General features: G+C 72.6%; 25 protein-coding genes. 15 read left to right on the top strand and 10 right to left on the bottom strand.

The annotated features are described in order from the left end of the window. Positions 1-181 precede the first annotated feature (181 nt). Entirely contained in the window at positions 182-1,180 is a 999-nt protein-coding gene (locus ASF25_RS05210; RefSeq protein ID WP_056168089.1) for an NAD-dependent epimerase/dehydratase family protein, read from the bottom strand. Between the two features lie 238 nt (positions 1,181-1,418). Here ASF25_RS05210 and ASF25_RS05205 point away from each other — a divergent pair, with 238 nt between their 5' ends. Then, positions 1,419-1,778 carry a GcrA family cell cycle regulator gene (locus tag ASF25_RS05205; RefSeq protein WP_338011701.1) on the top strand — a complete coding sequence of 120 codons (360 nt, stop codon included), beginning with the start codon at positions 1,419-1,421 and terminating at the stop codon, positions 1,776-1,778. An 87-nt stretch (positions 1,779-1,865) separates the two neighbouring features. Here the strand turns inward: ASF25_RS05205 and ASF25_RS05200 are convergent, their stop codons facing one another. Then, a complete protein-coding gene (locus tag ASF25_RS05200) occupies positions 1,866-2,501 on the bottom strand; it encodes a hypothetical protein (protein WP_056303697.1) in 636 nt (211 codons plus the stop codon). Positions 2,502-2,797: 296 nt separating this feature from the next. On the opposite strand from ASF25_RS05200, the gene ASF25_RS05195 reads away from it, so the two are divergent. Then, a complete protein-coding gene (locus ASF25_RS05195) occupies positions 2,798-3,370 on the top strand; it encodes a superoxide dismutase family protein (RefSeq protein WP_056263945.1) in 573 nt (190 codons plus the stop codon). 21 nt (positions 3,371-3,391) lie between these two features. Here ASF25_RS05195 and ASF25_RS05190 read toward each other — a convergent pair whose 3' ends face one another. Next, positions 3,392-4,981, bottom strand: a complete 1,590-nt coding sequence (locus ASF25_RS05190; protein ID WP_056168076.1) for an ATP-binding protein — start codon at positions 4,979-4,981, stop codon at positions 3,392-3,394. A gap of 379 nt (positions 4,982-5,360) precedes the next feature. On the opposite strand from ASF25_RS05190, the gene ASF25_RS05185 reads away from it, so the two are divergent. Then, positions 5,361-5,567, top strand: coding sequence for a hypothetical protein (locus tag ASF25_RS05185; protein WP_056168073.1), 207 nt, complete (start codon positions 5,361-5,363; stop codon positions 5,565-5,567). Positions 5,568-5,594: 27 nt separating this feature from the next. Then, positions 5,595-5,876 carry a hypothetical protein gene (locus ASF25_RS05180; RefSeq protein WP_056303695.1) on the top strand — a complete coding sequence of 94 codons (282 nt, stop codon included), beginning with the start codon at positions 5,595-5,597 and terminating at the stop codon, positions 5,874-5,876. Positions 5,877-6,000: 124 nt separating this feature from the next. Here the strand turns inward: ASF25_RS05180 and ASF25_RS05175 are convergent, their stop codons facing one another. Further along, positions 6,001-7,011, bottom strand: a complete 1,011-nt coding sequence (locus ASF25_RS05175) for a P1 family peptidase (protein WP_056303693.1) — start codon at positions 7,009-7,011, stop codon at positions 6,001-6,003. A gap of 223 nt (positions 7,012-7,234) precedes the next feature. Here ASF25_RS05175 and ASF25_RS05170 point away from each other — a divergent pair, with 223 nt between their 5' ends. Next, positions 7,235-8,764: a methyltransferase regulatory domain-containing protein gene (locus ASF25_RS05170; protein WP_056303691.1), complete on the top strand. Its 1,530-nt coding sequence runs from the start codon at positions 7,235-7,237 to the stop codon at positions 8,762-8,764. 19 nt (positions 8,765-8,783) lie between these two features. Here ASF25_RS05170 and rarD read toward each other — a convergent pair whose 3' ends face one another. Next, complete coding sequence (gene rarD, locus ASF25_RS05165) at positions 8,784-9,641, bottom strand: EamA family transporter RarD (RefSeq protein WP_056263939.1); 858 nt, start codon at positions 9,639-9,641, stop codon at positions 8,784-8,786. A 171-nt stretch (positions 9,642-9,812) separates the two neighbouring features. Beyond that, on the bottom strand, positions 9,813-10,157 hold the full coding sequence (locus ASF25_RS05160) for a hypothetical protein (RefSeq protein ID WP_056303688.1): 345 nt from the start codon (positions 10,155-10,157) through the stop codon (positions 9,813-9,815). 264 nt (positions 10,158-10,421) lie between these two features. Between ASF25_RS05160 and ASF25_RS05155 the strand changes: the two genes are divergently transcribed. The 5 genes from ASF25_RS05155 to metC all read left to right on the top strand — a co-directional run bounded on the left by ASF25_RS05155 (position 10,422) and on the right by metC (position 16,185). Further along, on the top strand, positions 10,422-11,522 hold the full coding sequence (locus tag ASF25_RS05155) for an amino acid ABC transporter substrate-binding protein (RefSeq protein ID WP_082502498.1): 1,101 nt from the start codon (positions 10,422-10,424) through the stop codon (positions 11,520-11,522). A gap of 228 nt (positions 11,523-11,750) precedes the next feature. Beyond that, positions 11,751-12,911 carry an ABC transporter permease subunit gene (locus tag ASF25_RS05150; RefSeq protein ID WP_056263937.1) on the top strand — a complete coding sequence of 387 codons (1,161 nt, stop codon included), beginning with the start codon at positions 11,751-11,753 and terminating at the stop codon, positions 12,909-12,911. Positions 12,912-12,928: 17 nt separating this feature from the next. Beyond that, positions 12,929-14,065, top strand: a complete 1,137-nt coding sequence (locus ASF25_RS05145; RefSeq protein ID WP_244472902.1) for an amino acid ABC transporter permease — start codon at positions 12,929-12,931, stop codon at positions 14,063-14,065. After that, complete coding sequence (locus ASF25_RS05140) at positions 14,062-14,817, top strand: amino acid ABC transporter ATP-binding protein (RefSeq protein WP_056303686.1); 756 nt, start codon at positions 14,062-14,064, stop codon at positions 14,815-14,817. Before ASF25_RS05145 ends, ASF25_RS05140 begins: the two co-directional genes overlap by 4 nt. Before the next feature lie 180 nt (positions 14,818-14,997). Continuing rightward, the gene (metC, locus tag ASF25_RS05135) at positions 14,998-16,185 is read left to right on the top strand and encodes a cystathionine beta-lyase (protein WP_056303684.1); all 1,188 of its coding nucleotides are present in this window, start codon (positions 14,998-15,000) and stop codon (positions 16,183-16,185) included. A gap of 857 nt (positions 16,186-17,042) precedes the next feature. Here metC and ASF25_RS05130 read toward each other — a convergent pair. The 4 genes from ASF25_RS05130 to ASF25_RS05115 are packed head-to-tail and all read right to left on the bottom strand — an operon-like array spanning position 17,043 to position 20,452. Then, the gene (locus ASF25_RS05130) at positions 17,043-17,648 is read right to left on the bottom strand and encodes a pyridoxamine 5'-phosphate oxidase family protein (RefSeq protein ID WP_056168041.1); all 606 of its coding nucleotides are present in this window, start codon (positions 17,646-17,648) and stop codon (positions 17,043-17,045) included. Further along, complete coding sequence (locus tag ASF25_RS05125; RefSeq protein WP_056097410.1) at positions 17,645-17,965, bottom strand: lipid-A-disaccharide synthase N-terminal domain-containing protein; 321 nt, start codon at positions 17,963-17,965, stop codon at positions 17,645-17,647. The genes ASF25_RS05130 and ASF25_RS05125 overlap by 4 nt, the downstream gene beginning before the upstream one ends. A gap of 4 nt (positions 17,966-17,969) precedes the next feature. Next, positions 17,970-18,695, bottom strand: a complete 726-nt coding sequence (locus tag ASF25_RS05120) for a glycosyltransferase (protein ID WP_056303682.1) — start codon at positions 18,693-18,695, stop codon at positions 17,970-17,972. 17 nt (positions 18,696-18,712) lie between these two features. Continuing rightward, complete coding sequence (locus tag ASF25_RS05115) at positions 18,713-20,452, bottom strand: glycosyltransferase family 39 protein (RefSeq protein WP_156368866.1); 1,740 nt, start codon at positions 20,450-20,452, stop codon at positions 18,713-18,715. Positions 20,453-20,703: 251 nt separating this feature from the next. Between ASF25_RS05115 and ASF25_RS05110 the strand changes: the two genes are divergently transcribed. The 5 genes from ASF25_RS05110 to ASF25_RS05090 all read left to right on the top strand — a co-directional run bounded on the left by ASF25_RS05110 (position 20,704) and on the right by ASF25_RS05090 (position 26,454). Beyond that, complete coding sequence (locus ASF25_RS05110; RefSeq protein WP_056303680.1) at positions 20,704-21,408, top strand: DJ-1/PfpI family protein; 705 nt, start codon at positions 20,704-20,706, stop codon at positions 21,406-21,408. 153 nt (positions 21,409-21,561) lie between these two features. After that, positions 21,562-22,908 carry an O-antigen ligase gene (locus ASF25_RS05105; RefSeq protein WP_056303678.1) on the top strand — a complete coding sequence of 449 codons (1,347 nt, stop codon included), beginning with the start codon at positions 21,562-21,564 and terminating at the stop codon, positions 22,906-22,908. Continuing rightward, positions 22,905-24,074: an acyltransferase gene (locus ASF25_RS05100; RefSeq protein WP_056303676.1), complete on the top strand. Its 1,170-nt coding sequence runs from the start codon at positions 22,905-22,907 to the stop codon at positions 24,072-24,074. The genes ASF25_RS05105 and ASF25_RS05100 overlap by 4 nt, the downstream gene beginning before the upstream one ends. Positions 24,075-24,083: 9 nt before the next feature. Further along, entirely contained in the window at positions 24,084-25,997 is a 1,914-nt protein-coding gene (locus ASF25_RS05095; RefSeq protein ID WP_082478826.1) for an acyltransferase family protein, read from the top strand. 121 nt (positions 25,998-26,118) lie between these two features. Next, complete coding sequence (locus ASF25_RS05090) at positions 26,119-26,454, top strand: hypothetical protein (protein WP_056168026.1); 336 nt, start codon at positions 26,119-26,121, stop codon at positions 26,452-26,454. The last annotated feature ends 38 nt before the right edge of the window (positions 26,455-26,492 follow it).

The raw sequence follows: 26,492 nt of genomic DNA, 5'->3' as shown, positions 1-26,492 counted from the left end.
ACCTACCAGGACCACAACTCCCCCGACGCCATGTACCGCGAGGCCGGCCTCGACGCCGAATCCATCGCCCGCACCGCCCGCGATACCCTGCCCGAGCGAAAGGCCCGGAGCGCGGCCAAGCTTGTCAGCGTCGGCCAGACCCAGCGCTGACCCGCGCCGCCCCCGATCCGTCGGGGGCGCGTCAGGCCGCGTAATACGACCGGTACCAATCCACGAAGGCCGGGATCCCCACCGACAGGGGCGTCTCCGGCACGGTGCCGACGAGGGCCCGCAGGAGGTCCGTGCTCGCGTGGGTCCGGGCCACGTCCCCGGGCGGCAGGGGCTTCAGGATCCGCTCGGCCCGCTGCCCCAGGGCCGCCTCCAGGGCGTCGATCATCGCGTCGAGGCGCACGGGCCGGCCGCCGCCGATGTTGACCAGGCGGTAGGGCGCCACCGGGCTCAGGGTGTCGAACGCCCCCACGGGGACCGTCCCGGGCGGCGTGTCCATCAGGCTGGCGATGGCCGCCACGAGGTCGTCGACGTAGGTGAAGTCGCGCTCGGCCGCGCCCTCGGCGAAGACCTCGATGGGCTCCCCGCCTAGGATCTTCCGGGTGAACAGGAACAGGGCCATGTCGGGCCGCCCCCACGGGCCGTAGACCGTGAAGAACCGGAACGCCGTGGTGGGGATGGAAAACAGGTGGCTGTAGGAATGCAGCATCGCCTCGCCGGCGAGCTTGCTGGCGGCGTAGAGAGTCAGGGGCGACACCGCCCGATCGGTCTCGCGGAACGGTGTCGTGGCGGCGCCGCCATAGGCCGAACTCGTCGAGGCGAACAGGAGGTGGCGCACGGGATGGGCCCGCACCGCCTCGATGAGGTTGGCGGTGCCGACGAGGTTGGCCTGCACGTAGGCGCCCGGATTCTCCAGGCTGTGGCGCACGCCGGCCTGGGCCGCGAGATGCACCACCACGTCGGGCCGTACCCGCGCCAGGGTGTCGAGGAGCAGGCCCGGGGTTTCCAGGCGTCCCTCCACGGCCGCGAAGGCCGGATGCTCGGCGAGCGCCGCGTGCCGGGCGCGCTTGAGCCCGACGTCGTAATAGTCGCTGAACCCGTCGAACCCCGTGACGGCGTGACCCGCCGCGAGGAGGCGGCGGCCGAGGTGATAGCCGATGAAGCCGGCGCTGCCGGTCACGAGGACGCGCATCCGATCTTTCATGCTGGTGCGGGAACGGAACGGGACGGCATGCCCGACCCTGTGCCCGATCCCGTGCGCCACCGCACCTCAAAAAACCGCCCCGTGCCGTCCATTTCGCCAGTGCGATGCACCCGGCCCGGGGCAGGCATACGCAGTGGGACTTGTTTGCGAGCGCGAGAACGCCATATATAACAGCAGCATGACGTGATCGCGTCCCGCTCGCCCCAATCCTCCCGGTTCCGCTTGGCTGAAAGTCCGCTCCGTCAGCGCGGTTCTGACGGCGAAACGAGCCGTTCGGGACACGGCGAGCGCCTTCGATCATCCCGTCGGGCCGAGGCCCGCGACACCCTATTTCCGTGAGTCGAATTCAACCATGAACCAGCTTGTCCGCATGTCCCAGGTCGGCGAGGCCGATGCGATCGCCGAGCCGTCCGCTTCCCTGCGGGTTCCCTTCGCGCAATCGGGTGCGTTCGTGTGCAAGTTCATCATCGGTGAGCCCAACGACCGCGCCGTGTGCTGTGGCGCCTCGGTGCCTGACGGCAAGAGCTGGTGCGCCTATCACCGCCGCATCGTGTTCGAGCCGGCCCGCCCGGGCCGCCTGCGCTGAGGCGCCGCACGAGCACCCGATACGTCCTTCACCCCCGCCGGGTCTCCCGGCGGGGTTTTTCGTTTGTGGCGTTGCCGCCGCGAAAACTCAATCGTCGGCGTCATCCGGATCGTAGGGCCGGTAGCCGTACAGGATGCGGCCATCGGGCGCCGCGACGGTGCTGCGGCGCACGACGAGGTAGCCCGCCGCCTCCGCCTGGCGGATGCGCCGGGCGCGCGGATCCTCGGGGAATCCGCCCGGCGGCGGGGGCGGCGCGATGAAGCCGTAGCGCATCGGACGGGCGGACGAGCGATGAGCGTGGGCCATGCGGGGCGACGCGCTGCGCAGGTCGGGCCGGGTCGGCGTCAGGGTCCGGACCGTGACGCCGCGACGGGACTCCGCCGCCACGCGGACCTTCGGCGTCCGCTGCACGGTGCGGGGCTCGACACGCGACCGCGGGGCCTCGGCGACGGTGGCCTTCGTCCTGGCCTTGCCAGCGCTCGGCTTGGCACGACGAGTGTCGGCAAGGGTCCTCTCGGCAAGGGTCCTCTCGGCAAGAGTTCGCTCGGACTGCGGCACTTTCCCTGCCGCCCGGGCCGGCTCGGCTGCGGACTGGGCCTCCGATGCCGCGGCGGCCCGCGCCGGGGGATCGGTCCAGGTCCGCTCGGCGGGCGCGGTCTGCGCCGCAGCGGGGCCGGCGCAGACCAGGGCCAGCAGGGCGACGAGGCGGAGAGGGGTGGACATGCGGCGCTCCCGATCGAGTCCCAGCCTTCGCGGAGGGGTGCGCGAATCGCAGACGATCCCGCCCCGGATCGGACGAAACCTTAAGGAAGTGTCAACGCGGCGTCCACCGGAGGGTGCGGCCGTACCGGGGGCGGACTGCTTGCGCGAAGGCGGCCGGAGCGGCATGCCTCGCCCTGGAAACACCCCGTCCGAAGACGCCCCCCGCATCGGACGAATCGGTACGGTCCCGGATCGACCCGGGACCTTGCCTCGTTGAGGCTCAGAAGCGCCCCCGGCGTGGAGAGGAAAGCCATTCCATGAGACGCGTCCTGACGATCACCCCCCTTCTGGCCCTGCCCTTCTTGGCTCTGACAGCCGCCGCCCAGGCGCAGGAGCCGCCGGCTCAGGCGACGCCCCCGGCGCCGGCCGCCCCGGCCGCCCCCCAGACGTTCGAGGCCGACATCCAGAACGGCAAGGGCGAGGCCATCGGCCGGATCGCCATCCGCGACGGGGCCAGCGCCCTGGTGATGCGGGTGACCATCAACGCCGGCGGCCTGCCGCCCGGCTGGCACGGCATCCACTTCCACGCCGTGGGCGACTGCTCGGACACGGAGAAGTTCGAGAAGTCGAAGGCCCACGTGAACCACGACCAGAGCAAGCACGGCCTGCTCAACCCCGACGGCCCGGACGAGGGCGACCTGCCCAACGTCTACGCCAACGCCGACGGCTCGGTGAACGCCGAGGTGTCGAGCGAGACCCCGCTCACGGGCGAAGGCGGCTTGAAGGACGGCGACGGCTCGGCGCTCATCATCCACGCCAACCCGGACGACCACACGACCCAGCCCATCGGCGGGGCCGGCCCGCGCATCGCCTGCGCGGTGATCAAGTAGCCTGACGGCGTCGCGGCCGGATCACTCGGCCGCGAACAGGCCCGGCATCTCGGGCACGGTCGACGGCGACGGGGCCTCGCCCGTTGGCACCTTGGCGTCGCCGGTCGGGGCTTTCCCGTCCCCGAACGGGGCCTTGGGGTCGCCGGGCGCCGTCTCGCAGTTGAGGGACGGCAGGGCGACGACGCGGTTGCCGCGATAATCCATCCGGCAGACGATGGTGCCCCGCGTCTCCACATAGGCGAGCAGGCGCTTGGCCCGGCCGGGCGAGCGGCTGCCGATGGCCCGGGCCAGGGCCTCGTCGCCGGGGCAGGGTTCGCCCGCCAGGGCGGCGCGGGCCAGCATCAGGAACAGGCCCTGGACCTCGTCGGGAAGCGCGGCGGCGGCGGCCTGCGCCTCGTCCCACCGCGCATCCGCCTGCGACGGCTCGGCCTCGTCGAGGCCGGCACGGGCGACGCCGAGGCGACGGCGGAACGCGGCGAGGCTCAGGGATTCGCCGTCGAGGCCGCGCATGCGGCAGCGGACGAGGAAGTCCTGATACACCACCGCCACGGGCTGGCCGCCGGCATCGGGATCGGCGGCGATGCCGCGCAGGACCGCGTCGCAGCCGGCGCGGATCTCCGCCTCGCTCAAGGGTTCGGGTGTCTCCACGGGCTCGGGCCGGTAGGCGCTGAGTTCGCGCATGAGATCGGCCGGCGTGGCCCGCGGCGCCGGCGGCGTGCGGGGGGCCGGCGCCCAGGCCGGGCCGCTGTCCTCGGCCGAGCGGGTGAGGATGAGGGCGCGCAGGTCCGCGTCCGCCGGGGCCGGCAGGGGCACGAGCTTCGGGGACCCCGACCGCGCCGAGGTGGTGACGGGACCGATGCGCAGGGCCAGGGGCCGGCGGCTGAGGGCCGGGCCGAGGGCCACGAACTCGCCGCGCGCCAGATCGCGGAACCGCTCGGCGCCGCGCCGGTCGAGGCCCAGCAGATCGGCGGCCCGCGCCATGTCGATGTCGAGGAAGGTGCGGCCCATGAGGAAGTTCGTGGCTTCCGCCGCGACGTTCTTGGCGAGCTTGGCCAGGCGCTGCGTCGCGATGATGCCGGCCAAGCCCCGTTTGCGGCCCCGGCACATGAGATTGGTCATGGCGCCGAGGGAGGCCTTTCGCGCCTCGTCCGAGACGTCGCCGGCGGCGGCCGGCGCGAAGATCTGCGCCTCGTCGACGACGACGAGGACGGGATGCCAATGGGTGCGCTCGGCCTCGAACAGGCCGCCGAGGAAGGCGGCCGCCGCGCGCATCTGCGCCTCCATGTCGAGGCTCTCCAGGGTGAGCACCACGGAGACCCGGTGGGCGCGCACCCGGGCGGCGATGGCCTGGAGGTCGGCCTCGCCGTGGGCGCCGTCCACCACCACGTGGCCGTAGGCCTCCGCCAGGGTGACGAAATCGCCTTCCGGGTCGACGATCACCTGCTGCACCGATCCGGCGCTCTGTTCGAGGAGGCGCCGCAGCAGGTGCGACTTGCCCGAGCCCGAGTTGCCCTGGACGAGGAGACGGGTCGCCAGCAACTCCTCGAGGTCGAGGCGGGCGGGCTCCGCGCCCGGCCCCATGCTCAGTCCCATCTCGATGCCGACGCTCATGCCCGCTCCGGTTGCCGTACGACGGGACCCGCCCCGACGCGTCCCGGCTCTCGCACGAAAAGCTTAACACGCGCCGGGCGGTGTCGGATCGGCCCGGGCGCCGGACGTCCACAGACTTGTTCCATTCTGTTCGTCATTTGTCCCATACCTGGGGGGATCGACGGGCAAAATCTAGATTATCGTCCTAAGACTATAAGCCCAGGACAAACATCCTTGAATGATATCGCAGCCAAACCGTTAAACAAAACAAGAACGAAGCAGGATCTCGGGGCGGCGCGCGGCACGCCGGGGCTTATGCGACGGGCGATCCGGCATTTCCCTGCAGGGCCGGCGGCGCCCCGCCCTTGCCGCGCCGGGCCCGCGATCTAGGTGGTGTGGCATGAACCCAGTCCTCGTCGTCGCCCTCGTCTGCGCCTCCACCGTCCAGGCCCCGGATTGCTCCCGGGAAACGGCGCTCGACATCATCACCGGCCCGGCCCACACGCTTCAGGAATGCCTGATGCAGGGCCCGGTGCTCGCGGCCAATGCTGGCCACGGCAACGACAAGGACACCTACGTGAAGACGCGCTGCGAACCCCGGCGCTGAGACTGTAGACCGGAGACGGAACAGCCGATGGACGATGTCAGCCCCGAGCGCGCGGTGATGATCCGCCTGCGCGCCCGCCTCGCCGTGGTGGAGCGCGCGGCCTGGTTCGGCCTCGTCCAGGCCATGCGGACGCAGCCCGCCGAGACGGAGGCCTATCTCACGGCCGAGCGGGCCAAGTGCGCGGACGGGTTCGGCACGCGCGGCTGGGCCGCCGACCTCACCGACGCCGAGCGCGCCCTCCTCGGCGCCGAGGTCGATGCGGGGCTCGCCAGCCTCATCACCGATGCCAGGGCGGAGGCGGAGGGCTGAGCCGGAGCGCTCTCCGGGGCTCCGCCCAGGACCCGCGAACCAGGATCCGCGAACCAGGACCCGCGAACCAAGACGCGCGAAGGGCCGGGCCCTTCGAACCCTGATCTGGCCGGGCGGCCGGGCCTCAGCCTATGCGCCCGAAGCACTCGGCCCAGGCCGACGGCATCCGCTCGAACCCCGGCAGGGATGTGGCCCGGTGCACGCCGGTGGCGATGGCGCGCGCCAGGGTCCGGGCGGCGGCGTCCCCGAGGCGCGCAAGGTCGCCGACGGGGTCGGCCAGCGGAACCCGCCCCGTCGCCACGGCGAAGACCACGTCGCCGTCGAGCGGCGTGTGGACGGGGTGGATCGCCCGGGCGAGGCCGTCCTGGGCCATCACGGCGAGGCGCCTCGCCTGGGCCTTGGTGAGGATCGCGTCGGTGGCGACGACCGCGAGGGTCGTGCTGGCGCCGGCCGGGCCTGCGTCTTTGCGCGGCCAGTCGAACGCCTCGGGCGGCAGGGTCCGGGGAAAACCCAGTCCCCCGAACTCGTCGCCGACCTCGTAGGGGGCGGCCCAGAATTGCGCGCCGTCGCCCACGGTGACCCGGCCGAAGGCGTTGACGGCGGCGAGCGCGCCGACCCGGGCGGGAAGGCCCGGAACCTCGGCGAAGGCCGAGCCGATCCCGCCCTTGAGGTTGGCGGTGGCGGCCCCGGTGCCGGCGCCGACGGAGCCCAGCGCGAAGTCGACGGCCGCCGACTGCGCCGCCGCGTAGCCGAGATCCCGGTAGGGCGGGAACCGGCCCCAATCCTTGTCGCCGCCGTTGAGGAGATCGAACAGCACGGCGGCGGGCACGATGGGCACCCGGGCCGTCCCCACGGCGAAGCCGCGCCCGGCCTCGGCGAGCGCCGCCATGACGCCCGCCGCCGCGTCGAGGCCGAAGGCCGAGCCGCCCGACAGCACGAGGGCGTCGATGCGCTCCACCGTGCGCTCGGGGTCGAGGAGGTCGGTCTCGCGGGTCCCGGGGCCGCCGCCGCGCACGTCGACGCCGGCCACCACGGGCGCGTCGAAGATCAGCGCCGTGACGCCGCTGCCGAGGGAACGATCCTCGGCGTGGCCGACACGCAGGCCGGCAATGCTGGTGATGCGGTTGTGGATCATGCGGGCGCCCGGCTGCGGATCGGCCCGAACCTCGCACGCGGCGGGCGGCCAAGGCGAGGGCTCGGCTCGGTGGTGTCCGGTCTCGCGCGGGTCTCGCGTGGGAGACGGGTAGGCATCCCCCCGTCCAGAAGTTAGAGCGGTTGCAGGGGGGTGGGAATCGCACGCACGCCGCTCCCTTCGCACCGGGCCGGCCTGGCTCGGGCGGCGCCCTTCGGAGTACGACATGACCACTTGGACGGCAGGCTACGTCGCCGATATCGGCTATACCCACGGCTTCTATCGCGAGCTGACCCCGGCCCTGCTGAACTTCGTCATGCTGACGCGGGGCCAGCGCGGGCCGGACCTCGACGGGCGCGCGGCCTATTGCGAGCTCGGCTGCGGCCAGGGCGTCTCCACCAACCTGCTGGCGGCGGCCAACCCCAACGTCGACTTCCACGCCACCGACTTCAACCCGGCGCAGATCGCCGGCGCCCGGGCGCTGGCGGCCGAGGCCGGCACGCCCAACGTCCACTTCTACGACCACAGCTTTTCGGAGCTTCTCCACGAGCCGGCCCTGCCGGCGGCCTTCGACGTGATCGCGCTCCACGGCATCTACAGCTGGATCAGCCCGGAGAACCGGGCGCACATCGTCGAATTCCTGCGTCGGCGCCTCAAGCCCGGCGGCATCGTCTACATCAGCTACAACACCCTGCCGGGCTGGGCGGCGGCCATGCCCCTGCGCCGCCTGCTCACGGACCACGCCGGCACCCGCACCGGCCCGATCATCCCGCGCATCGACGAGGCCGTGGCCTTCGCCGAATCCATGCGCGAGGCCAAGGCCTCGTACTTCACCCAGAACCCGGCGCTCGCCCCGCGCTTCGAGAAGATGAAGGGCCTGCCGAGGAGCTACCTCGCGCACGAGTACTTCAACCGCGACTGGACGCCGTTCTACGTCGCCGACGTGGCGGCCGAGCTGGCCGAGGCGAAGCTCAGCTACGTGGGCTCCGCCGCCCTGCTCGAGGGGGTCGACGCCATCAACCTCACTGCGGAGCAGCAGGCGATCCTGAAGGCTTGCCCCGATCCCGTGCGGCGCGAGACCCTGCGGGACTACATGGTCAACCAGCAGTTCCGCCGCGACGTCTACGTCAAGGGCGCCCTGCCCCACACGGTGCCCTCCTCCCGGGCGATCTGGACCCATCTGCGCTTCGCCCTCTCGACGCCGCGCGCCGACGTCGCCCTGAAGGTGCAGGGCAGCCTGGGCGAGGCGCAGCTGCAGGAGGAGGTCTACCGCCCGATCCTCGACGTGCTGGCCAAGGGGCCGGCCACGGTCCAGGCGATCTTCGCCGACCCCTCGGTGAAGGCCCTCGACTGGGGCAAGCTCATGGAGGCGTTCGGCATCCTCGTCGGCTCGGGCCACGTCCAGCCCTGCCCCTCCCCCAAGGACGAGGCGGCGCGCGCCAAGCGCACCAAGGCCTTCAACGCCGCCGTGACGAAGCGGGCCGAGGCCACGGAGGAGCTGCAGTTCCTGGCCTCGCCGGTGACCGGCAGCGGCGTCCCGGCCGATCGCATGGCGCAGCTGTTCCTGGCCGCGCAAGGCAGCGGGGCGGATCCGGTGCAGCGGGCCTGGGCGGTGCTGCAGGCGCAAGGGCAGCGCCTCGTCAAGGACGGCAAGCCGCTGGACGGCGACGAGGCCAACCTCGCCGACCTGCGCGAGCGCTACGACACGTTCGTGAAGACCCGCCTGCCGGTGTTCCGCCAGCTCGGGATCGCCTGACCCGAATCGGGCGGCCCGTTCAGGCCGCCCGCGCCCGGCGGGCCGCGCGGTACGCGTCCGCCGCGTAGAGGGCCAGCGCCAGCCAGATCAGGCCGAACAGCATCATCCGGTGCGGTTCGAGGCGCTCGCCGTAGGCGACGACGCTGAGCACCAGGAGGCAGCTCGGGGCGAGGTACTGCATCAGGCCGAGGGTCGCGAGCGTCAGGCGCTCGGCCGCGGCCGCGAACCAGATCAGCGGCAGGGCGGTGGTGACGCCCGTGAGCACGAGGAGGCCGGCCCGCACGGGATCGCCCGTCACCACGGGCGGCGCGAACAGGACGAGGTAGCCCAGGGCCACGGGCAGCAGCACGGCGGTCTCGGCCGCGAAGCCCACCATGGCGTCGACCCCCACCACCTTGCGCACGAGGCCGTAGAGGGAAAAGCTCGCCGCGAGCGCCAGGGACACCCAGGGCAGGTGGCCGGCCACCACCACCGCCAGGAGCACCGCCCCGGCGGCCAGGGACACGGCGGCGACCTGGACCGGGCGCAGGCGCTCGCCGAGCACCGCGGCCCCGAGCACCACGCTCACGAGCGGGTTGATGAAGTAGCCCAGACTGGCGTCCAGCATGTGCCCGGATTGGACGGCGCGCAGGTAGAGCAGCCAGTTCACGCCGATGAGGACGGCCGAGAGCACGAGGAGCCCGTGCCGGGGCCTCAGGGGGAACGGGCTGCGCACGCGGCGGCGCAGGGCCACCAGCAGGCCGGTGACGAGAACGGCCGACCAGACGATGCGGTGGGCCAGGATGCTGGTGGCCGGCACCGCGTCGAGGAGCCGGAAATGCACCGGGACCACGAGGCCCCAGCTGAGATAGGCGCCGAGCGCGTAGATCAGGCCCAAGGTCGTAGGCTCCCGCTCCCGCAGGCCGTCCCGCGGACGGGGCTTATACCAGACGGCGCGGCGTGGAACGCATCGTCGTCTGCCCGCGCGACCGCGCGGCGGCGGAGGTCCGCCGAGCGGCGCCGAGACCGGCCGTCGGCCGGGGGATCGGCGCCGCTCGGTCTGCGAGCATCAGCGCGTGCGCGACAGGGTGACGGCGGGATCGCCGCGCATGAGGGCGTTGAGGCGCTCGGTGTCGAACCCCTCCACCGCCTTCGGCCGCGCGGCCTTGGCGGTCTTCGTCGGGGCGGGCGCCCCGGCCAGGGGGCCCGTGCCGGAGCCGCCCAGGGGCGAGGCCCCACCGGTGCCGAGGGAGCCCGTCGCCAGGGGGTCGGCCATCACCGGGCGCGCCAGGGTGGGCACGGGCGGTGCCGGCACCACCACCGGATGGGCGAGGCGATCGACGCAGGTGAAGCCGATGATCGTCAGGCTGACCCCGAAGAGGCCGCCCACGGCAAGGAAACGCAGGATACGCACGGCGACGCACTTCCGAGATACGCGAACAACACGAACCGCAACAGCTTTAGCCCAGGGCCGTTAACGAACCGCGCGACGCGGCGCGCCCCCGACCCGTCGATCGGCCGGGCCACGCGAATTCACCCTGGCGACGCCACCGCTTCGTCCTGTCTAGGTCCTTGGTACGGCGCGGGTTTTCCGCTCGGAAGCGGGGACCGCTTTTGCGAAACCCACCGAGCCTGCTAGAGCTCGCCCCGATCCCCCCACGAACCCCTACGGAGACGCATGCGCGTGGTTGGACCAAGGCCGGCCCTGCTCCTCGCCCTGGCGCTCCTCGGCACGCCCCTCCCCGCCTGGGCCGAGCCGGCCAAGACCGATTCAGTCAAGACCGATTCGGTCAAGACCGACGCCACCAAGACCGGCACCGGCAAGGCCGAGGGCACCCTGGCGCAGGTGAAGGCGCGCGGGCACCTCGTCTGCGGCGTCAGCCCCGGGGTGGCGGGCTTCAGCGTGCCCGACGGCCAGGGCCACTGGACCGGCCTCGACGTCGATTTCTGCCGGGCGTTGGCGGCGGCGATCTTCGACAACCCGGAGGCCGTGCGCTTCATCCCGCAATCCTCCGCCGCGCGCTTCACCGCCCTGCAATCGGGCGAGATCGACGTGCTCGCCCGCAACACCACCTGGACCCTGTCGCGCGACACGGCGGCCATGAACTTTCCGGCGATCACCTTCTACGACGGGCAGGGGTTCCTGGTCCGAAAGGCCCTGAACATCGGCGCCGTCAAGCAGCTCGACCGGGCGACCATCTGCCTGCAGCAGGGCACCACCACGGAGCTCAACCTCGCCGACTGGTTCCGCACCCGGGGCCTGACCTACCAGGTCGTCACCTTCGCCAACAGCGAGCAGACGCTCGGCGCCTACGAATCCGGCCGCTGCGACGCCTACTCGACGGACCAGTCCTCCCTCTACGGCGAGCGCCTGAAGACCGCCCACCCCGACGAACACGTGATCCTCAGCGAGGCCATCTCCAAGGAGCCCTTCGCCCCGGGCGTGCGCCAGGGCGACGACCAGTGGCGCGACATCGTCGCCTGGACGCACTACGCCATGCTCGACGCCGAGGAGGCCGGCATCCGCCAGGACAACGTGGAGCAGATGCGCCGGGAGGCCCCGAGCCCCGACGCGCGGCGCATCCTCGGCCTCGAGGGCGGCTACGGCGAGCGCCTCGGCCTGACGGCGGACTGGGTCGCCCGGATCGTCCGCCACGTCGGCAATTACGGCGACAGCTTCGCCCGCAACCTCGGCGACGGCACGCCCCTCAAGATCCCGCGCGGCCTCAACGCCCTGTGGAACCAGGGCGGCCTGCAATACGGGCCCCCGATCCGGTGAGGGGCGTTTTGCGGAACGCGGATGCGCCCCCCCTCTCCCCCCTGCGGGATGCGGCACACCTGGCATGTGGAGACGCGGGTCCCCTCTCCTGGAAGGAGAGGGACAGGGTGAGGTGTGTGGGTTCTCCGGAGAGTTCGCACACCTCACCCCAGCCCTCTCCTTCCAGGAGAGGGAGTCCGTCGCGCTTCACGCCCTCGGGCCGGGGCCAATGGCGAGGGACCTCGTCGAATGGCTGAGCCCCGCGTCTCCTCCTGGCGGGCCCTCGTCGTCCAGGCCGCCCTCGTCCTGGCACTGGCGGCGCTGGCGTATTTCGCCGCCACCAACGCCGCCCAGAAACTCGCGCGCCAGGGGATCGTGGCCGGGTTCGGCTTCCTCGAGCGCCCCGCCGGGTTCGACATCGGCCAGAGCCCGATCCCGTACGCGGCCGCGACGGCGACCTATCTCGATGCGTTCCTCGTCGGGCTCCTCAACACCCTGCTGGTGTCGGCCCTCGCCATCGTCCTCTCGACGGTGCTCGGCTTCGCCCTCGGCATCGCCCGGCGCTCGTCGAACCTGCTCGCCCGGTCGTTCGCGGCCGCCTACGTCGAGGGGTTTCGCAATCTGCCGCTGCTGCTGCAATTGCTGGTCTGGTACGTCGCCGTGCGGGTCGCCCTGCCCGCGGCGAGCGATCCCGCCGCGTGGGGCGGCGCGTATCTCAGCCAGCGCGGCCTCTTCCTGCCCCGCCCGGATTTTTCCGGATTGGCCGCCCTTGTGCCCCTAGCTTTCGCCGCCGGCCTTTTCGCGATGGGGCTCCTCCTCCGCATGAGCCGCCGCGCCGTGGCCCTGGGCCGGAAGCCCGTCCCCGTGCTGTGGCCGGGTGCGCTCCTCGGCCTCGGCCCGCCGGCGCTCGCCTGGGCCGGCCTCGCGCTCGCGGGGCATCCCGTGCCGGTGGCGTGGCCGGCGCGCGGCCCCTACGACATCGCGGGCGGCCTGGCCCTGCGGCCGGAATTCGTGGCCCTCCTCGTCGGGCTCTCGACCTACTCGGCCGCCTTCATCGCCGAGATCGTGCGCTCGGGCCTCGACAGCGTGCCGCGCGGCCAGCGCGAGGCCGCCGCCGCCCTGTCGCTCAGCGGCGCCCAAGCCCTGCGCCTCGTGGTGCTGCCCCAGGCCATGCGGGTGATCGTGCCGCCGCTGACGAGCCAGTATCTCAACACGACGAAGAACTCGTCGCTCGCCGTGCTCATCGGCTACCCCGACCTCGTCCACGTCTTCATGGGCACGGTGCTCAACCAGACCAACCAGGCGGTGGAGGTGGTGGCGATCACCATGGGCGTCTATCTCAGCCTCAGCCTCGCGACCGCCCTCCTGATGAACCGGTACAACGCCCGCGTGGCGGGGGGCCGGCCATGAGCCGCGCCGATGGGTTCTTGACCGAGGGTTACGTGCGGAAAACCCTGATCCCGCCGGCCCCGCCGCCGCGCCGCCTCGGCGGGCCCCTCGCCTGGGTTCGGACCAACCTGTTCGCGAGCTGGACCGACGGCCTCGTCACCGTCCTGATCCTGGCGGCGCTGGCCTGGCTCGTGCCCCTGGCCCTGCGCTTCCTCGTGTTCGACGCCGTCTGGACCGGGACCTCCGGCGAGGCCTGCCGGCCCGAGGTGGTGGGCCACCCGGTCGGGGCCTGCTGGGCCTTCATCGGAGAGAAAATCAACTACCTCGCCTACGGTTCCTACCCGGCGGCCGAGCGCTGGCGCCCGAACCTGTTCTTCGCCCTGCTGGCCTTCGGGGCGGGCTGGATGCTGTGGCTCGGCGCCCCGAAGCGCGCCTGGGGCGCGGCCTACCTGTTCGTGGTGTTCCCCGTCCTCGCCTACGCGCTGCTGGCCGGAATGCCGGCGCTGGGCCTCGTTTCCGTCGCCACCGGCCTGTGGGGCGGCCTCCTCGTCACCGTGGTGGTCTCGATGGTGGGCATCGTCGCGTCCCTGCCGCTCGGCATCCTCCTGGCGCTCGGCCGGCGCTCGGACTGGCCGGTGGTGCGCTACGCCTGCATCGGCTTCATCGAGTTCTGGCGCGGGGTGCCCCTCATCACCGTGCTGTTCATGGCCAACGTGATGCTGCCCCTGTTCCTGCCGGGGGACCTCACGGTGGACCGGCTGGTGCGGCCGCTCGTCGGCATCGCGCTGTTCGCCTCCGCCTACATGGCCGAGGTGGTGCGCGGCGGCCTCCAGGCGATCCCGGAGGGCCAGATGCGGGCCGCCCTGGCGCTGGGGCTCACGAAGACCCAGGCCCTGCGCGCCGTCGTGCTGCCCCAGGCCCTCAAGATCGTGGTGCCGGGCATCGTCAACACCCTCATCGGCCTGTTCAAGGACACGACGCTGGTCTCCATCGTGGGCATCGCCGACTTCATCCGCGTGCTGGAGGCGGCCCGCGCCGACCCGCGCTGGTCGGCCCCCGCCGTGCCGGCCACGGCCTACGCCTTCGCGGCCCTGTTCTACTTCGCGATCTGTTTCGGCATGGCCCGCTACGCCGGCTTCATCGAGCGCCGCCTCGCGGCGGGGGATGCGCGATGACGGACACGCCTGCCCAGAATACGCCCGCCGTGGAATTCGCGGGCGTCGACGCCTGGTTCGGCACCACCCACGTCCTGCGCGACATCGACCTCACGGTGGCGCGCTCCGAGACCCTGGTGATCTGCGGCCCCTCCGGCTCGGGGAAATCGACGCTCATCCGCGCGATCAACGGCCTCGTCGCGCACCAGTCCGGCACCATCCGGGTCGCGGGCCTCACCCTCGACGGCAGCGCCAAGGCCACCGACGCCGTGCGCGCCCGGGTCGGGATGGTGTTCCAGCAGTTCAACCTGTTCCCGCACCTCACGGTCCTGGAGAACTGCACGCTGGCCCCCCTCCACGTCCGCCGCCTCGGGCTGAATGCGGCCCGCGACCTCGCCATGGGCCACCTCGCGCGGGTGCAGCTCGCCGACAAGGCCGACCGCAGACCCGCCGAACTCTCCGGCGGCCAGCAACAGCGGGTCGCCATCGCCCGCGCCCTGTGCCTCGAACCGGAGGTGATGCTGTTCGACGAGCCGACCTCGGCCCTCGATCCCGAGATGGTGCAGGAGGTCCTCGACACCCTCACCGAGCTCGCGGGCGCCGGCACCACGCTGCTGTGCGTCACCCACGAGATGGGGTTCGCCCGGGCGGTGGCCGACCGGGTGGTGTTCATGGACGAGGGCCAGATCGTCGAGATCGCCGCGCCGGACGCCTTCTTCGACCGGCCCCGGCACCCGAGGACGCAAGGGTTTCTGAGCCGCATCCTGGGGTGAGGCGGACGGTCTGCGCGCATCCCCCTGCCTTCCGAACGAGTGGACTTGATGCGTCCGATCGATCCGAGGAAGCGAACGAATCTCCCGTCACAGGTCGAGTGCCTGGGAGGCTGACTTGACGGCCCACCCCCCGCCGGGCTGTGGTCGCCCCATCCTCCAAAAATCCGCCCGAAGGCGCCGATGTCCAACTCCCCGCCCCGCGATCCCGCACGCTTCGGCCCGAGCACCCGCCTCGTCCATGCCGGGCGCGATCCCTCCGCTCAGCACGGCTTCGTCAACACGCCGATCTATCGCGGCTCGACGGTGCTGTTTCCCACCTACGACGACCTCAAGCACCGGCGCGGGCGCTTCGATTACGGCACCTCCGGCACGCCGACGACGGAATCCCTGACGCGCGCCTGGAGCGAACTCGCGGGGGCCGCCGGCACCGTGCTGACCCCCTCGGGGCTGGCGGCGCTCACCGTCGCCCTCATGGCCGTGGTCTCGGCCGGCGACCACCTGCTGGTCAGCGATTCCGCCTACCGCCCCACCCGCATCTTCTGCGATGGCGTCCTGAAGCGCTTCGCGGTGGAGGTGGAGTATTACGACCCGTTGGTCGGCGCCGGCATCGGCGCCCTGATGCGCGACACCACCAAGGCGGTCCTGGTGGAGGCGCCGGGCTCGCAGAGCTTCGAGATGCAGGACGTGCCGGCGATCAGTGAAGTGGTCCATGCGCGGGGCGCCGCCGTCATCATGGACAACACCTGGGCGACGCCGCTGCTGTTCCCGCCCCATGCGCGCGGCGTCGACATCGCGGTGGAGGCCGGCACCAAGTACCTCTCCGGCGGCTCGGACCTGCTGCTGGGCCTCACCTCGGCCAACCAAAAATACTGGCCGGCCCTGCACCGGACTTTCGAGCACTTCGCCATGTGCGCAGGCCCGGAGGACGTGTTCCTGGCCCTGCGGGGCTTACGCACCATGGCGCTGCGCCTGCGCGAGCACGGCGCGCAGGGGCTCGCCATGGCACGCTGGCTGCAAGCCAGGCCGGAGGTGGCCCGGGTGCTCCATCCCGCGCTCCCCGAGGATCCCGGCCACGCCATCTGGCGCCGCGACTTCTCCGGCGCCTCGGGCCTGTTCGGCGTGATCCTCCGCCCCGCCCCCGAGCGCGCCGTGGCGGCACTGCTCGACGGCCTCGAACTGTTCGGCATGGGCTTTTCCTGGGGCGGCTTCGAGAGCCTCGTCATCCCGTTCGACTGCCGCACCTACCGCACCGCCACCACCTGGGCCCCGGAGGGCCCGGGCCTGCGCTTCCACATCGGGCTCGAAGACGTCGCGGACCTGCAGGCGGACCTCGACGCGGGGTTCGCGCGGCTGCGCGCGGCGATGTGAACCGCAGAACGCCTGCGCGCGTCCCTCATGGGCCATCGGCCTCACCACGGCAGGATCGGTCCCACCTTGAACACCGAAATTTCTTGACAATATTCCTATTTCGTGGTTCGGTCCKGGCACTCGCCTCCCACGCGGGAGGCCCCCCGGCGAACCGGGTCGGGGGGCTCGGGGGAGGAGACGGCGCCCCGCGTCGATGGCCCGGTCTCGCCATCGCCCCGGGCCGCATCGGCGACGCAAGGTGTTCTGGACGGGGAGGAGCCGTGTTNGGCGCGTAGCGAGCGAGCCGGCAGCGACAGGGGGGCTCGGGGGAGGAGACGGCGCCCCGCGTCGATGGCCCGGTCTCGCCATCGCCCCGGGCCGCATCGGCGACGCAAGGTGTTCTGGACGGGGAGGAGCCGTGTTGAGGCGAGGAACCGGGACCCTGGAGCACACCGAGACAACGGACGGTCCGCCCACTACGAGGCGGGCTCGGGGCTTGACCCTGATCAGTCGGCTGCCGCACCGGCGTTYCCGTAAGGGACGTCGCGTCGCGCGGAGGTGGGCCGCTACTAGCCGAGTCGCCGAGGCCGAGAAGACGCCGTGACGAAACGGATCGGTCCCGAAAGGGGCCGGGCCGGGGGACGCCGGGAGACCGGCTAAACTTACAAAAACAGGGTCTCGCGGCGTCCCGCGTCTCCCGTTTCCTCAGGCCGTCCCCCGCGCCGAACCGGCGGCGGGGCGCTGGCGCGTGNCGGCTAAACTTACAAAAACAGGGTCTCGCGGCGTCCCGCGTCTCCCGTTTCCTCAGGCCGTCCCCCGCGCCGAACCGGCGGCGGGGCGCTGGCGCGTGGGGAGCGCCCCCGGAACAAGGGGCGGCGTCACGGCGCCAGCCAGGCGCCCGTCCACCCCGCCGCCCCGCGTTCCCACCCCGCCCGGCGGTGCCCGCGCCGGTCGAGGAACAGGAAGTCGAGGCGGGTCGCCGTCACCACCACGGCGCAGAAATTCGGGCGCGCGAGGTCCAGGTCGGCGCCGTCCTCGGGCTGGGTGTAGGCGTCGCCCGCGGGCAGCGCCGTGCCGGGGGCCGGAGCGATCCCGTAGCAGGTCCGGCTCATGACCCGCGAGGCGGCCCAGGCGGCCTCGGCCACGGCGTCGTCCGTGTGGAGGCGGGCCGGCCCCGAGACCCGGATCTGGATCTTCGAGGCGGTGTCGTAGCCGTGCAGGGCGGCCCGGCCGGTGGCGGCGATCTCGCCGGCCTTGGCCGAGCGGCGGTCGCAGTGGAACCGGAGCGTTCCCGCAGCGGGATCGGCTTCGCGCAGGACCACGGTCCGCACCTGGGGGTGCCCGTCGGCGTCGACGGTGGCGAGGGCCGGCATGTGGAAGGCGTTGCGGCGCAAGGCCGGCCCCTCGTGCAGGAGGCGCCAGAGTTCGAAGAAGCTGGCGTCGAGGTCGTCGTAGAACGCCGGCAGGGGCGCGAAGGCCGTCATCGGGCGCGCCGCTCGCGCAGGATGAGGACGACGTTGCGCAGGTAGATGAAGGTCGACAGCGCCTGCCCGAAGATGATCACGGGTTCGCGCCGCACGAGGCCGTAGACCAGGGTCATCAGGCCGCCCGCGATGGAGAGGAACCAGAACGCCAGGGGGATCACGCTGCGCCCCGCCCGCTCGGAGGCGAGCCACTGCACCACGAAGCGGGCGCCGAACACCGCCTGGGCGAGGATGCCGAAGACGAGCCACCCGTCGAAGCGCACCACGAAGACGTCGTAGACGTAGCCGCGGATATCCGCGGCGAGCTGGATCAGCATGGGGTCAGGGTCCCGTGATGTCGGTGACCGAAGGCGTGACCCGCTTGCGGCGGATCAGCCACCACACCCCGGCGAGATCGAGGAGGCCGACCCAGAGCCGGTCGAACAGGCCGTATTTCGAGGCCCCGGTGAAGCGCGGGCGGTCGATCACGTCGCGGTGGACCACGGCGTAGCCCTCGCGGGCCACCAGCGCCGGCATGAAGCGGTGCAGCCCGTCGAAATACGGCAGGCGGGCATAGACCTCGCGGCGCACGAGCTTGTAGCCGCAGCCGGTGTCGCGGGTGGCATCCTTGAGGATGCGGACCCGCACCCCGTTGGCGATGCGCGACTGTAGGGTCTTCAACCGGCCGTCCTTGCGCCCGACGCGCTGCCCCTGGGCGAGGCCGACGCGCGGGCCGCCCTCCTCGAGGGCCGCCAGCAGGGTCGGCAGGTAGGCCGGATCGTTCTGGCCGTCGCCGTCGAGGAGGGCGCAGATCGCCCCGCGGGCGGCGGCGATGCCGGTCTGCACCCCGGCGGACTTGCCGGCCGTGCGGTCGTGGCGCAGCACCCGGAGCCAGGGCCGGTCGCGGCGGGCGAGGTCGAGGGCCGCGGCGGTGCCGTCGGTGGAGCCGTCGTCCACGTAGATCACCTCGAACGGCGCCAGGGACGCGCAGGCCGCGCCGATCTCGGCGACGAGGCTCGCGATGTTGCCGACCTCGTCCTTCACCGGCACGATCACGGAGAGACGCATGGGGGATTCCCGGGGGTTCAGGGCGTCGGTTCGGGCGCGTGGGCGTAGGCCGTGAGGTCGACCCTTCGTCCGCCGTTGATGTTGAAGCCCGAGACGGTGCCGACCGGGGCCGGCACGAACCCGACGCCCGCGGCGGCCTCGGCGAAGGCCGGGGCGAAGCGGCCCTCGACGTAGAGCAGGCGGCAGCCCTCGCCCCGGAGGAAGGCGGCGGCCTCGGCGGCCGTGTCCATCATCGCCAGATCCGTCCCGATGAGGAAGACGAAGCTCGGCTCGCGGTAGCCGAGGCTCGCCACCTTCGGCGCCGCGCAGGGCACGCGGTCGCGCAGGGCGGCGAGGCGGGGCGAGACCTTGAGGGCGGCCATCACCGGCTGGGTCAGACCGAACACCGCCGGCGAGAGCAGGGCCGAGGCGAGGATGCCGAGGCACAGGGCCCGCTCCGCCGCCCCCCGGGCGAAGGCGCGCCAGGCGAGGACCGCCACGGCGCAGGCGGCCAGCAGCAGCGGCAGCCCGGCCCAGGGCAGCGTCCGGTCGTAGGTCCAGGCGAAGGCCGAGAGCCCCAGGGTCAGGCCCACCGGGATCAGCACCACGAGGCCGGCCGTGAGCCGCGCCCCCCGGCGTTCGGGGTCGAGGGCGCCGCGCGTCAGGGCGAGCACGGTGAGGATCGCGAGGGCCGGGAACAGGGGCAGCACGTAGTGCGGCAGCTTCGTCGGCACGATCTCGAACAGGAGCCAGGTCGGCACGATCCAGGCGAGGAGGAAGGCGATTCCCGCTTCGCGCCGGTTCGCCCAGGCGAAGGGCGCGCCGAGCGCCGCGAAGGCCGCGCCGGGCCAGAAGGTGCCGAACACCGCGAACAGGTAGGCGCCCGGTGGCGCCCAATGCTTCTCGGAGCCGCCCTGGACCTTGCTCATCATGTCGTGGCCGACGGCCTCGCCGTAGAAGGCGCCGCCGCTCTTCCAGGTGATGGCGACGAACCAGGGCGCCACGATGAGGAGCGTGAGCGGCAGGCCGAGGTCGGGCCGCAGCGCCTGCAGCCACCGGCCGGAGCGGGCGTGGAGCGACAGCACCAGGGCGGGCAGCCCGCAGAACAGGGGCACCATCGGGCCCTTCACCAGGATGCCCACGGCGAGGCCGAGCCAGAAGGTCAGGACGGTGGCGGTGCCGAGGGTCCGGCCGGCCGATCCGTCGGCCCGGCCGAGCCAGGCCCGCGCCAGGGACCCGAAGGTCGCCATGGCGCAGGCACAGAGCAGCGCGTCGGTCTTGGCGAGGCGCGCTTCGGCGGAGAGCACCACGCAGGCGGCGAACAGGGCGGCGGCGAGCAGCGCGCTCCGCCGGGGCAGGAAGGCCAGGGCCGACCAGTAGGCGAGGAGCACCGCCCCGATGGCGCCGAGCAGCGAGGGCAGGCGATAGAGCGCGATGGTGGTGCGGGCGTTCGGGATGCCGAGGGCCTCGCCGGCCCCGACGAAGGCGGCCTGGGCCCAGTAGATCCCCACGGGCTTCTTGTGGCGCGCCTCGGCCTGGAAGCGGATGTCGACGAGGTCGCCGGTCTCCAGCATCTGCTTGGAGGCCTGGGCGAAGCGCGGCTCGTCCCGGTCCATGGGCTGGAGCGAGGCGAGCCCCGGCAGGAAGCAGACGAGGCAGAGCGCCACGAGGAGGGCACAGGCCCGGCCATGGCTCAGCGCCGCGGCGTCGAGGATCGCCTGCGGCCACGCGAACAGGTCGCGACGGCCCGGGCGAGACGCGAAGGCGCGGTCGGTCATGCGGGAGGACGGGCCGGAAAGGCGGGCATGCGGCTCCAGACTGGCACGCGCCCGGCGATTCCGGTCGATGCCGCGAAGGCCGGCGGTGTCGATGATGCGGCCCCGAATGTCAAATTCCGCACGGGCCCGGGCGGGGCCCGCGAGGAAGCGAGAAAAGCGGGCGCCCGGTCGTTTCCGGTCCGGATATGATGGAGCGTGTGCGTGAGCCGGGGCGCCCCGCGAATCACGCACCCCAGAACCAGGGTCCTCACATGAGCCTCCACATCGGCCTCCTCGCCTTCCCGAACGTGCAGCAGCTCGATCTCACCGCGCCCTACGAGGTGTTCGCGATGATCCCGGGGGCGACGGTGCATCTCGTCGCCGCCGGCCTCGACCCGATCCGGAGCGCCACCGGCCTCGTGCTCGCCCCCACGGTGACCATGGCCGCGTGCCCGGTCCTCGACGTGCTGTGCGTCCCCGGCGGGGTCGGGGTGAACGCCCTGATGACCGATCCGGTCGTGCTGGCCTTCGTGCGCGAACGGGCGAAAACCGCCCGCTTCGTCACCTCCGTCTGCACCGGCGCCCTGGTGCTGGGCGCGGCCGGTCTCCTTCGGGGCCGGCGCGCCACCACCCACTGGGCCTCCCTCGACCTGCTCGCGGCCTTCGGCGCGACGCCCGTGGCCGAGCGCGTGGTGCGGGACGGCAACCTCGTCACCGGCGGCGGCGTCACGGCGGGGATCGACTTCGCCCTGGCGCTGGCCGCCGAACTCGTCGGTCAGGAGGAGGCGGAAGCGATCCAGCTCGGCCTCGAATACGCCCCCGCCCCGCCCTTCGACGCCGGCACGCCGGACACGGCGCCGCCGCCGGTGCTCGCCGCGGCCCGCGCGCGCCTCGCCGCCTCCCGGGCCGCGCGCGAGGCCCTGGTGCGGTCGATCACCGGCCGCGCGCCGGAGATCTGGGGCGAGCCGGAATCCTGATCCGGACCGGGGTCCGGCCTTTGCGGGTTCTCAAGTATTCTGCCCGCAGGATACGGAGGACGGATCGCGCTATCCTGGGTGATCCTCGGGGCCGAGTTCCTGTCCCGATGGGGGGCTTTCTCGTCCCGACACAGTTCATGGGAGTTGCAGCCGATGACCACGGGAGTCGCCGACCCCGCGCGACAGGTGTCCGCCCGTGCGCTGGGTCCCGACGCCCTGCGCGTCACCGCCATGGTGGCGATCCTCCTCGTGATGCTGGTGGGCGCCAACCCGTTCCACGACGGCACCGCGCCCGAGAACGCGGCCTCGGGGGCGGGCGGCAACCTCGGCAACCAGATCCTGTTCCTGATCATGGGCGGCCTCGCCGGCACGATTCTCTTCGCCCGCGGCGCCGCCGCCCTACGGCCGCTGGCCAGCCTGCCGATCCTGCTGATGCTCGCCTGGCTCGCCGTATCGACGGTGCTGTCCATCGAGCCCCTGGTCTCGGCCCGCCGCCTGGTCTCCCTCGTGATCGTCACCGCGGCGGCGGTGTCGCTTCTCGTGGCGGCGCGCGACGCGCGCCAGTTCGCCACGGTGCTGGGCGCCACGGTGCTGGGAATCGTGGGCATCAGTTATCTCGGCCTCGTGCTCGTGCCCGAGCGCGCCATGCACACGGCCTTCGACCTCATCGAGCCCGAGCACGCCGGCAGCTGGCGCGGGGTCTACGCGCACAAGAATGCGGCGGGCGCCGCCATGGGGGCGTTCGTGTTCGTCGGCCTGTTCTGGGCGGGGACGGGGCAGCGCATCCTCGGCTTCCTGCTCGCGGGCGCCGCCGCCCTGTTCCTCGTGTTCACGAACGCCAAGACCTCCGTCGCCATCACGCCCGCGGTGCTCGCCCTCACCTGGTTCTGCACGTGGTCCGGGGCGACCGTCTGGCGCCGCCTCGTACTGCTCGCGCCCCTCGCCCTCCTCCTGACGGTGACGGTGGGGTCGGTCCTGGTGCCGGAGATCGGCGCCCTGGTGGCGCGTCTGGCCGGCGACCCGACCTTCACCGGCCGCACGGAGATCTGGGAGTTCGCTGCCGACAACATCGCCAGGCGTCCCATCGCCGGCTACGGCTACGGCGCGTTCTGGGAGAGCGTGTTCTACGGCGGCGGCGCCGACGCGGCGACCTGGGTCAACCGGGCCACGGACGCGCACAACGGCTATCTCAACACCGCCCTCGAATCCGGCCTCGTCGGCCTCGCTCTCACCCTGTGGTGGCTCGTCTGGGCGCCCGTGAGCGACCTCCAGGCCCGGGCCGGGGGCCGCTCCATCGCCCCCCTGACGATGCTGTTCCTGCGCCTGTGGCTGTTCATCATCCTCGTGGCGGTGTTCGAATCGGTGTTCTACCAGGCCACCAACGGGCTCTATTTCCTCCTCGTGGTGTCGGTGCTGGGCCTGCGCTACCTGGCGCGGACCCGGGTGGTCGCGGGTGGGGACCGGGCGGAAGGGGACCGGGCGGAAGGGGACCGGGCATGACGCCGCGCGCGGACCAGGCCGGCCCCGCGGGCCCCCATCCGGTGGTGGAGCCCCTGCCGGCGCTGACCTCCCTGCGCTTCGTGGCGGCGGCCTACGTCCTCGCCTTCCACTTCGCCGGCTACGAGGCAGGCCGTGCGGCGATGCCCGATGCGGTCTTCCTCGGTTACTCGGGCGTGACGTTCTTCTTCCTGCTGTCGGGCTTCATCCTGGCCTACAACTACCAGCGGGTGGACCTGTCGCCGCGCGCCGCGCGCCTGCGCTTCCTGCGCGCGCGGGTGGCACGGGTCTATCCCGTCTACCTCCTGGCCCTCGCCATCGGCTTGCCGTGGTTCGTCGTCTGGACGGCGAAGGTCGTGCCCCCGCTCCAGACCCTGATGGCCTCCGGCGCGGTGCTGGCGCCGCTCGGCCTCCACGCCTGGGTGCCGGGCGCGGCCTGCTCCCTCGACTGTCCGAGCTGGTCGGTCTCGGCGGAGCTGTTCTTCTACGCCCTGTTCCCCCTCCTCCTGCCGCTCGCCCTCAGGCGGCCGGGCCCGACGGCGCTCGTCACCCTCGCGGCCTGGGCCGCGTCCGTCGCCCTCGCGATCCTGGCCTGGAACCGCTTCGCCCCCGGCCTCTCCCTCATCGCGCCGACCACGGACGCGGCGACCCTCCTGGCGCAGGCGATCAAGTACAATCCCCTGCTGCGCCTGCCGGAATTCGTGGCCGGCCTGCTCCTGTTCGTCCTGTGGCGGCGGGTCCGCCTGCCCCTCGGGGTGCTCCTCACCTGGGCGGGAGCGGCGGCCCTGGCTCTCGTCGCGGGGGTCGAGACGATCCCCGAGCCGCTCATGCACAACGGGCTCACCGCCGTGGTCTGGGCACCGGTGATCCTGGCCGGCGCCCAGGTCCGCTCCGGCCCGCTCACGGCCGGGTGGTTCGTCTTCCTCGGCCGCATCTCCTTCGCCCTCTACCTCCTGCACGTGCCCGCCTACGCCTTCGTGTCGAGCCTCGACCGGACCGTCCTCGCCGGCCGCCTCGCCGGCACGCCCTGGCTCACCGTCGCGCTCGCGACGCTCCTGTCGCTCGCCGCCGCGAGCGCCGTGCACCTGGCGATCGAGGAACCGGCGCGCCAGCGCCTCCTTCGGCCCCGCGCGCCCGCGCGCGAGGCGGCGCCCCTGCCCTCGGCCTGACGAACCGGCATGTCGCAGCTCCCTCCGCAGGCCCATTCGCTCACCCTCGCGGCCGGTCCGCCCTCGGCGCCCCTGCACATGGCCTATCGCCCGGACATCGACGGCCTGCGCGCGGTGGCCGTCCTTGTGGTGCTGTTCTTCCATGCCGGCGTGCCGGGCCTGTCCGGCGGGTTCGTTGGCGTCGACGTGTTCTTCGTGATCTCGGGCTACGTGATCACCCGGGGCATCCTCGCCGACGTGGCGGCGGGCCGGTTCTCCCTCGTCCGGTTCTACGAGCGCCGCATCCGCCGCATCCTGCCGATGCTGGTGGCGACGATTCTGGCCACCTACGCCCTCGCCCTGCTCTATCTGCCTCCCGGCGCCATGGACGATTACGCCCGCAGCGTCGTGGCGGCCGCGGCCTTCGCCGCCAACGTGTTCTTCTGGAAGACCACCGGTTACTTCGACCTCGAGGCGCAGACCCGGCCCTTGCTGCACACCTGGTCGCTCTCCGTCGAGGAGCAGTTCTACCTCGTGGTGCCCATCGCCTTGCCGCTGCTCCTCGCCCGCTCGCGGCGGGTCGCGGCGGCGGCTCTTCTCGCGGCCCTGCTGGCCTCCCTCGCCCTCGGCATCGTCCTGACGAACAGCGCGCCCGGCGCCAACTTCTACCTCCTGCCCACCCGCGCCTGGGAACTCCTCGTCGGTGCCCTCCTGGCCTTCGCGGCCGACTGGACGCCGCCGCGCGCCCTGCGCGAGGCCATGGCGACGGGCGGCCTCGGTCTCGTCGCCACCGCGGTCCTGGCCTACGACGAGGCGACACCGTTTCCCGGCCTGAACGCCCTGGCGCCGTGCCTCGGAGCAGCCCTCCTCATCGCCGCCGGGAATGGCCCGACCGCCATCGGCCGGGTCCTGTCGGCGCCGCCCTGCGCCGGCCTCGGGCGGATGTCCTACGCCCTCTACATGGTGCATTGGCCCGTGGTGGTGTTCGCTCGCTATGCCCTGCTGCGCGAGCCGGCCGGGTGGGAGATCTGTGCCGTCGTCGCGGCCTGCCTCGTCTTCGCCTACGCCGCCTGGCGCTGGATCGAGACGCCGTTCCGGTATGGGCGATCCACCGGAACACGGGACGGTCATCGTCCGCTCTTCGCCGCCACGGCCGCTGCCCTGACGGTCCTCGCGGCCCTCGGCCTCGCCGGCACCCTCGCGGAGGGCTTTCCCGCGCGCTTTCCCGACATTCGGCCGGGCGCCCTCGCGGCCCTCGAGCGGGCGGGCTGGAAGGGCGGGCGCTGCTTTCTCGAGAACCAGCGCGTCGCGGACTGGGCGGGAGCCGAGTGTCTGCTGGCCCGGGACGCGCCCGCCACCGCCCTGCTGTGGGGCGATTCCTACGCGGCCCATTACGTGCCCGGCCTCGTGCGCAACGCCCCCACCCTGAGCCACGCCATCCTCCAATACACCTTCGCCGGCTGCCCGCCGCTCCTCGCCTACGCCTCGCGGGCCAAACCCGGCTGCCGCGACTTCAACGCCCACGTCTTCGAGATCATCCGCGCCTACGGCATCGACAGCGTGGTGCTGGCCGCCCGCTGGGACCTCCTGCCCGCCCGGACGCTGGCCAACCTGCCCGACACCATCGCGCGTCTCACGGCGGCGGGGGTCGCCGTCTCGGTGATCGGCCCCTCGCCGCTGTTCGCGTTCGACGTGGGCGTGCTGGGCGCGCGCGGCGCCGGCACCCGGGTCGACGGCTCGGCGGCGTGGTTCGCCCACCGGGGCGATCCGGCGATCCGACGTCTGTCGGCGAAGGCCCGCTTCGCCGACCCCCTGCCGACCTTCTGCGACGGCCCCCTGTGCCGCTACCGCGCGGACGGCACCGACCTGTTCCTCGACACCGGCCACCTGTCGCAGGCGGGCAGCGAGCGGGCGGTGCGGGCATATTTTCCCCTCCTGCGCTGAGCCGGGGATCACAATCGCGCCCAGATCATGTCAGCGAGCGTTCAGCCGGGCGGGGGCATTTTGGTTGGCGATCCGGTCCTCGCGGCCGGATCGCCCTCACAACAGCAGAAGGGTCTGTTCCATGTCTGTGAACGCGCTCGTCGCGGCTCTCGCCGTCGCCTGCGGTGTCGGCCTCGCCTCGGCCGCCCATGCCGCTCCGCTGCCCCCGGCTCCCGCCGGCACCCTCGCGGCCCCGTTTGCCGGTTCCCCCACGGATGCCACGGTGCAGACCGTCGCCTTCGGTTGCGGCCCCGGTTGGGCGCCCAATCGCTGGGGACGGTGCCGGCCGATCTACCGGGGCTACGGCTACGGACCGCGTCCGTTCTACGGCCCGCGGCGCTTCTACGGGCCGGGCTACGCCTACGGACCACCGCGCCCGTTCTACGGCCCCCGCCCCGTCTACGGGCCGTTCTACTGATTCGGCTCCCGATCGAGGACGCGGGCGGGCTCTCCGCC

The sequence above is a fragment of the Methylobacterium sp. Leaf100 genome (assembly GCF_001422845.1).
GTDB lineage: Bacteria > Pseudomonadota > Alphaproteobacteria > Rhizobiales > Beijerinckiaceae > Methylobacterium.
This window is presented reverse-complemented; position numbering and strand designations above follow the sequence as displayed.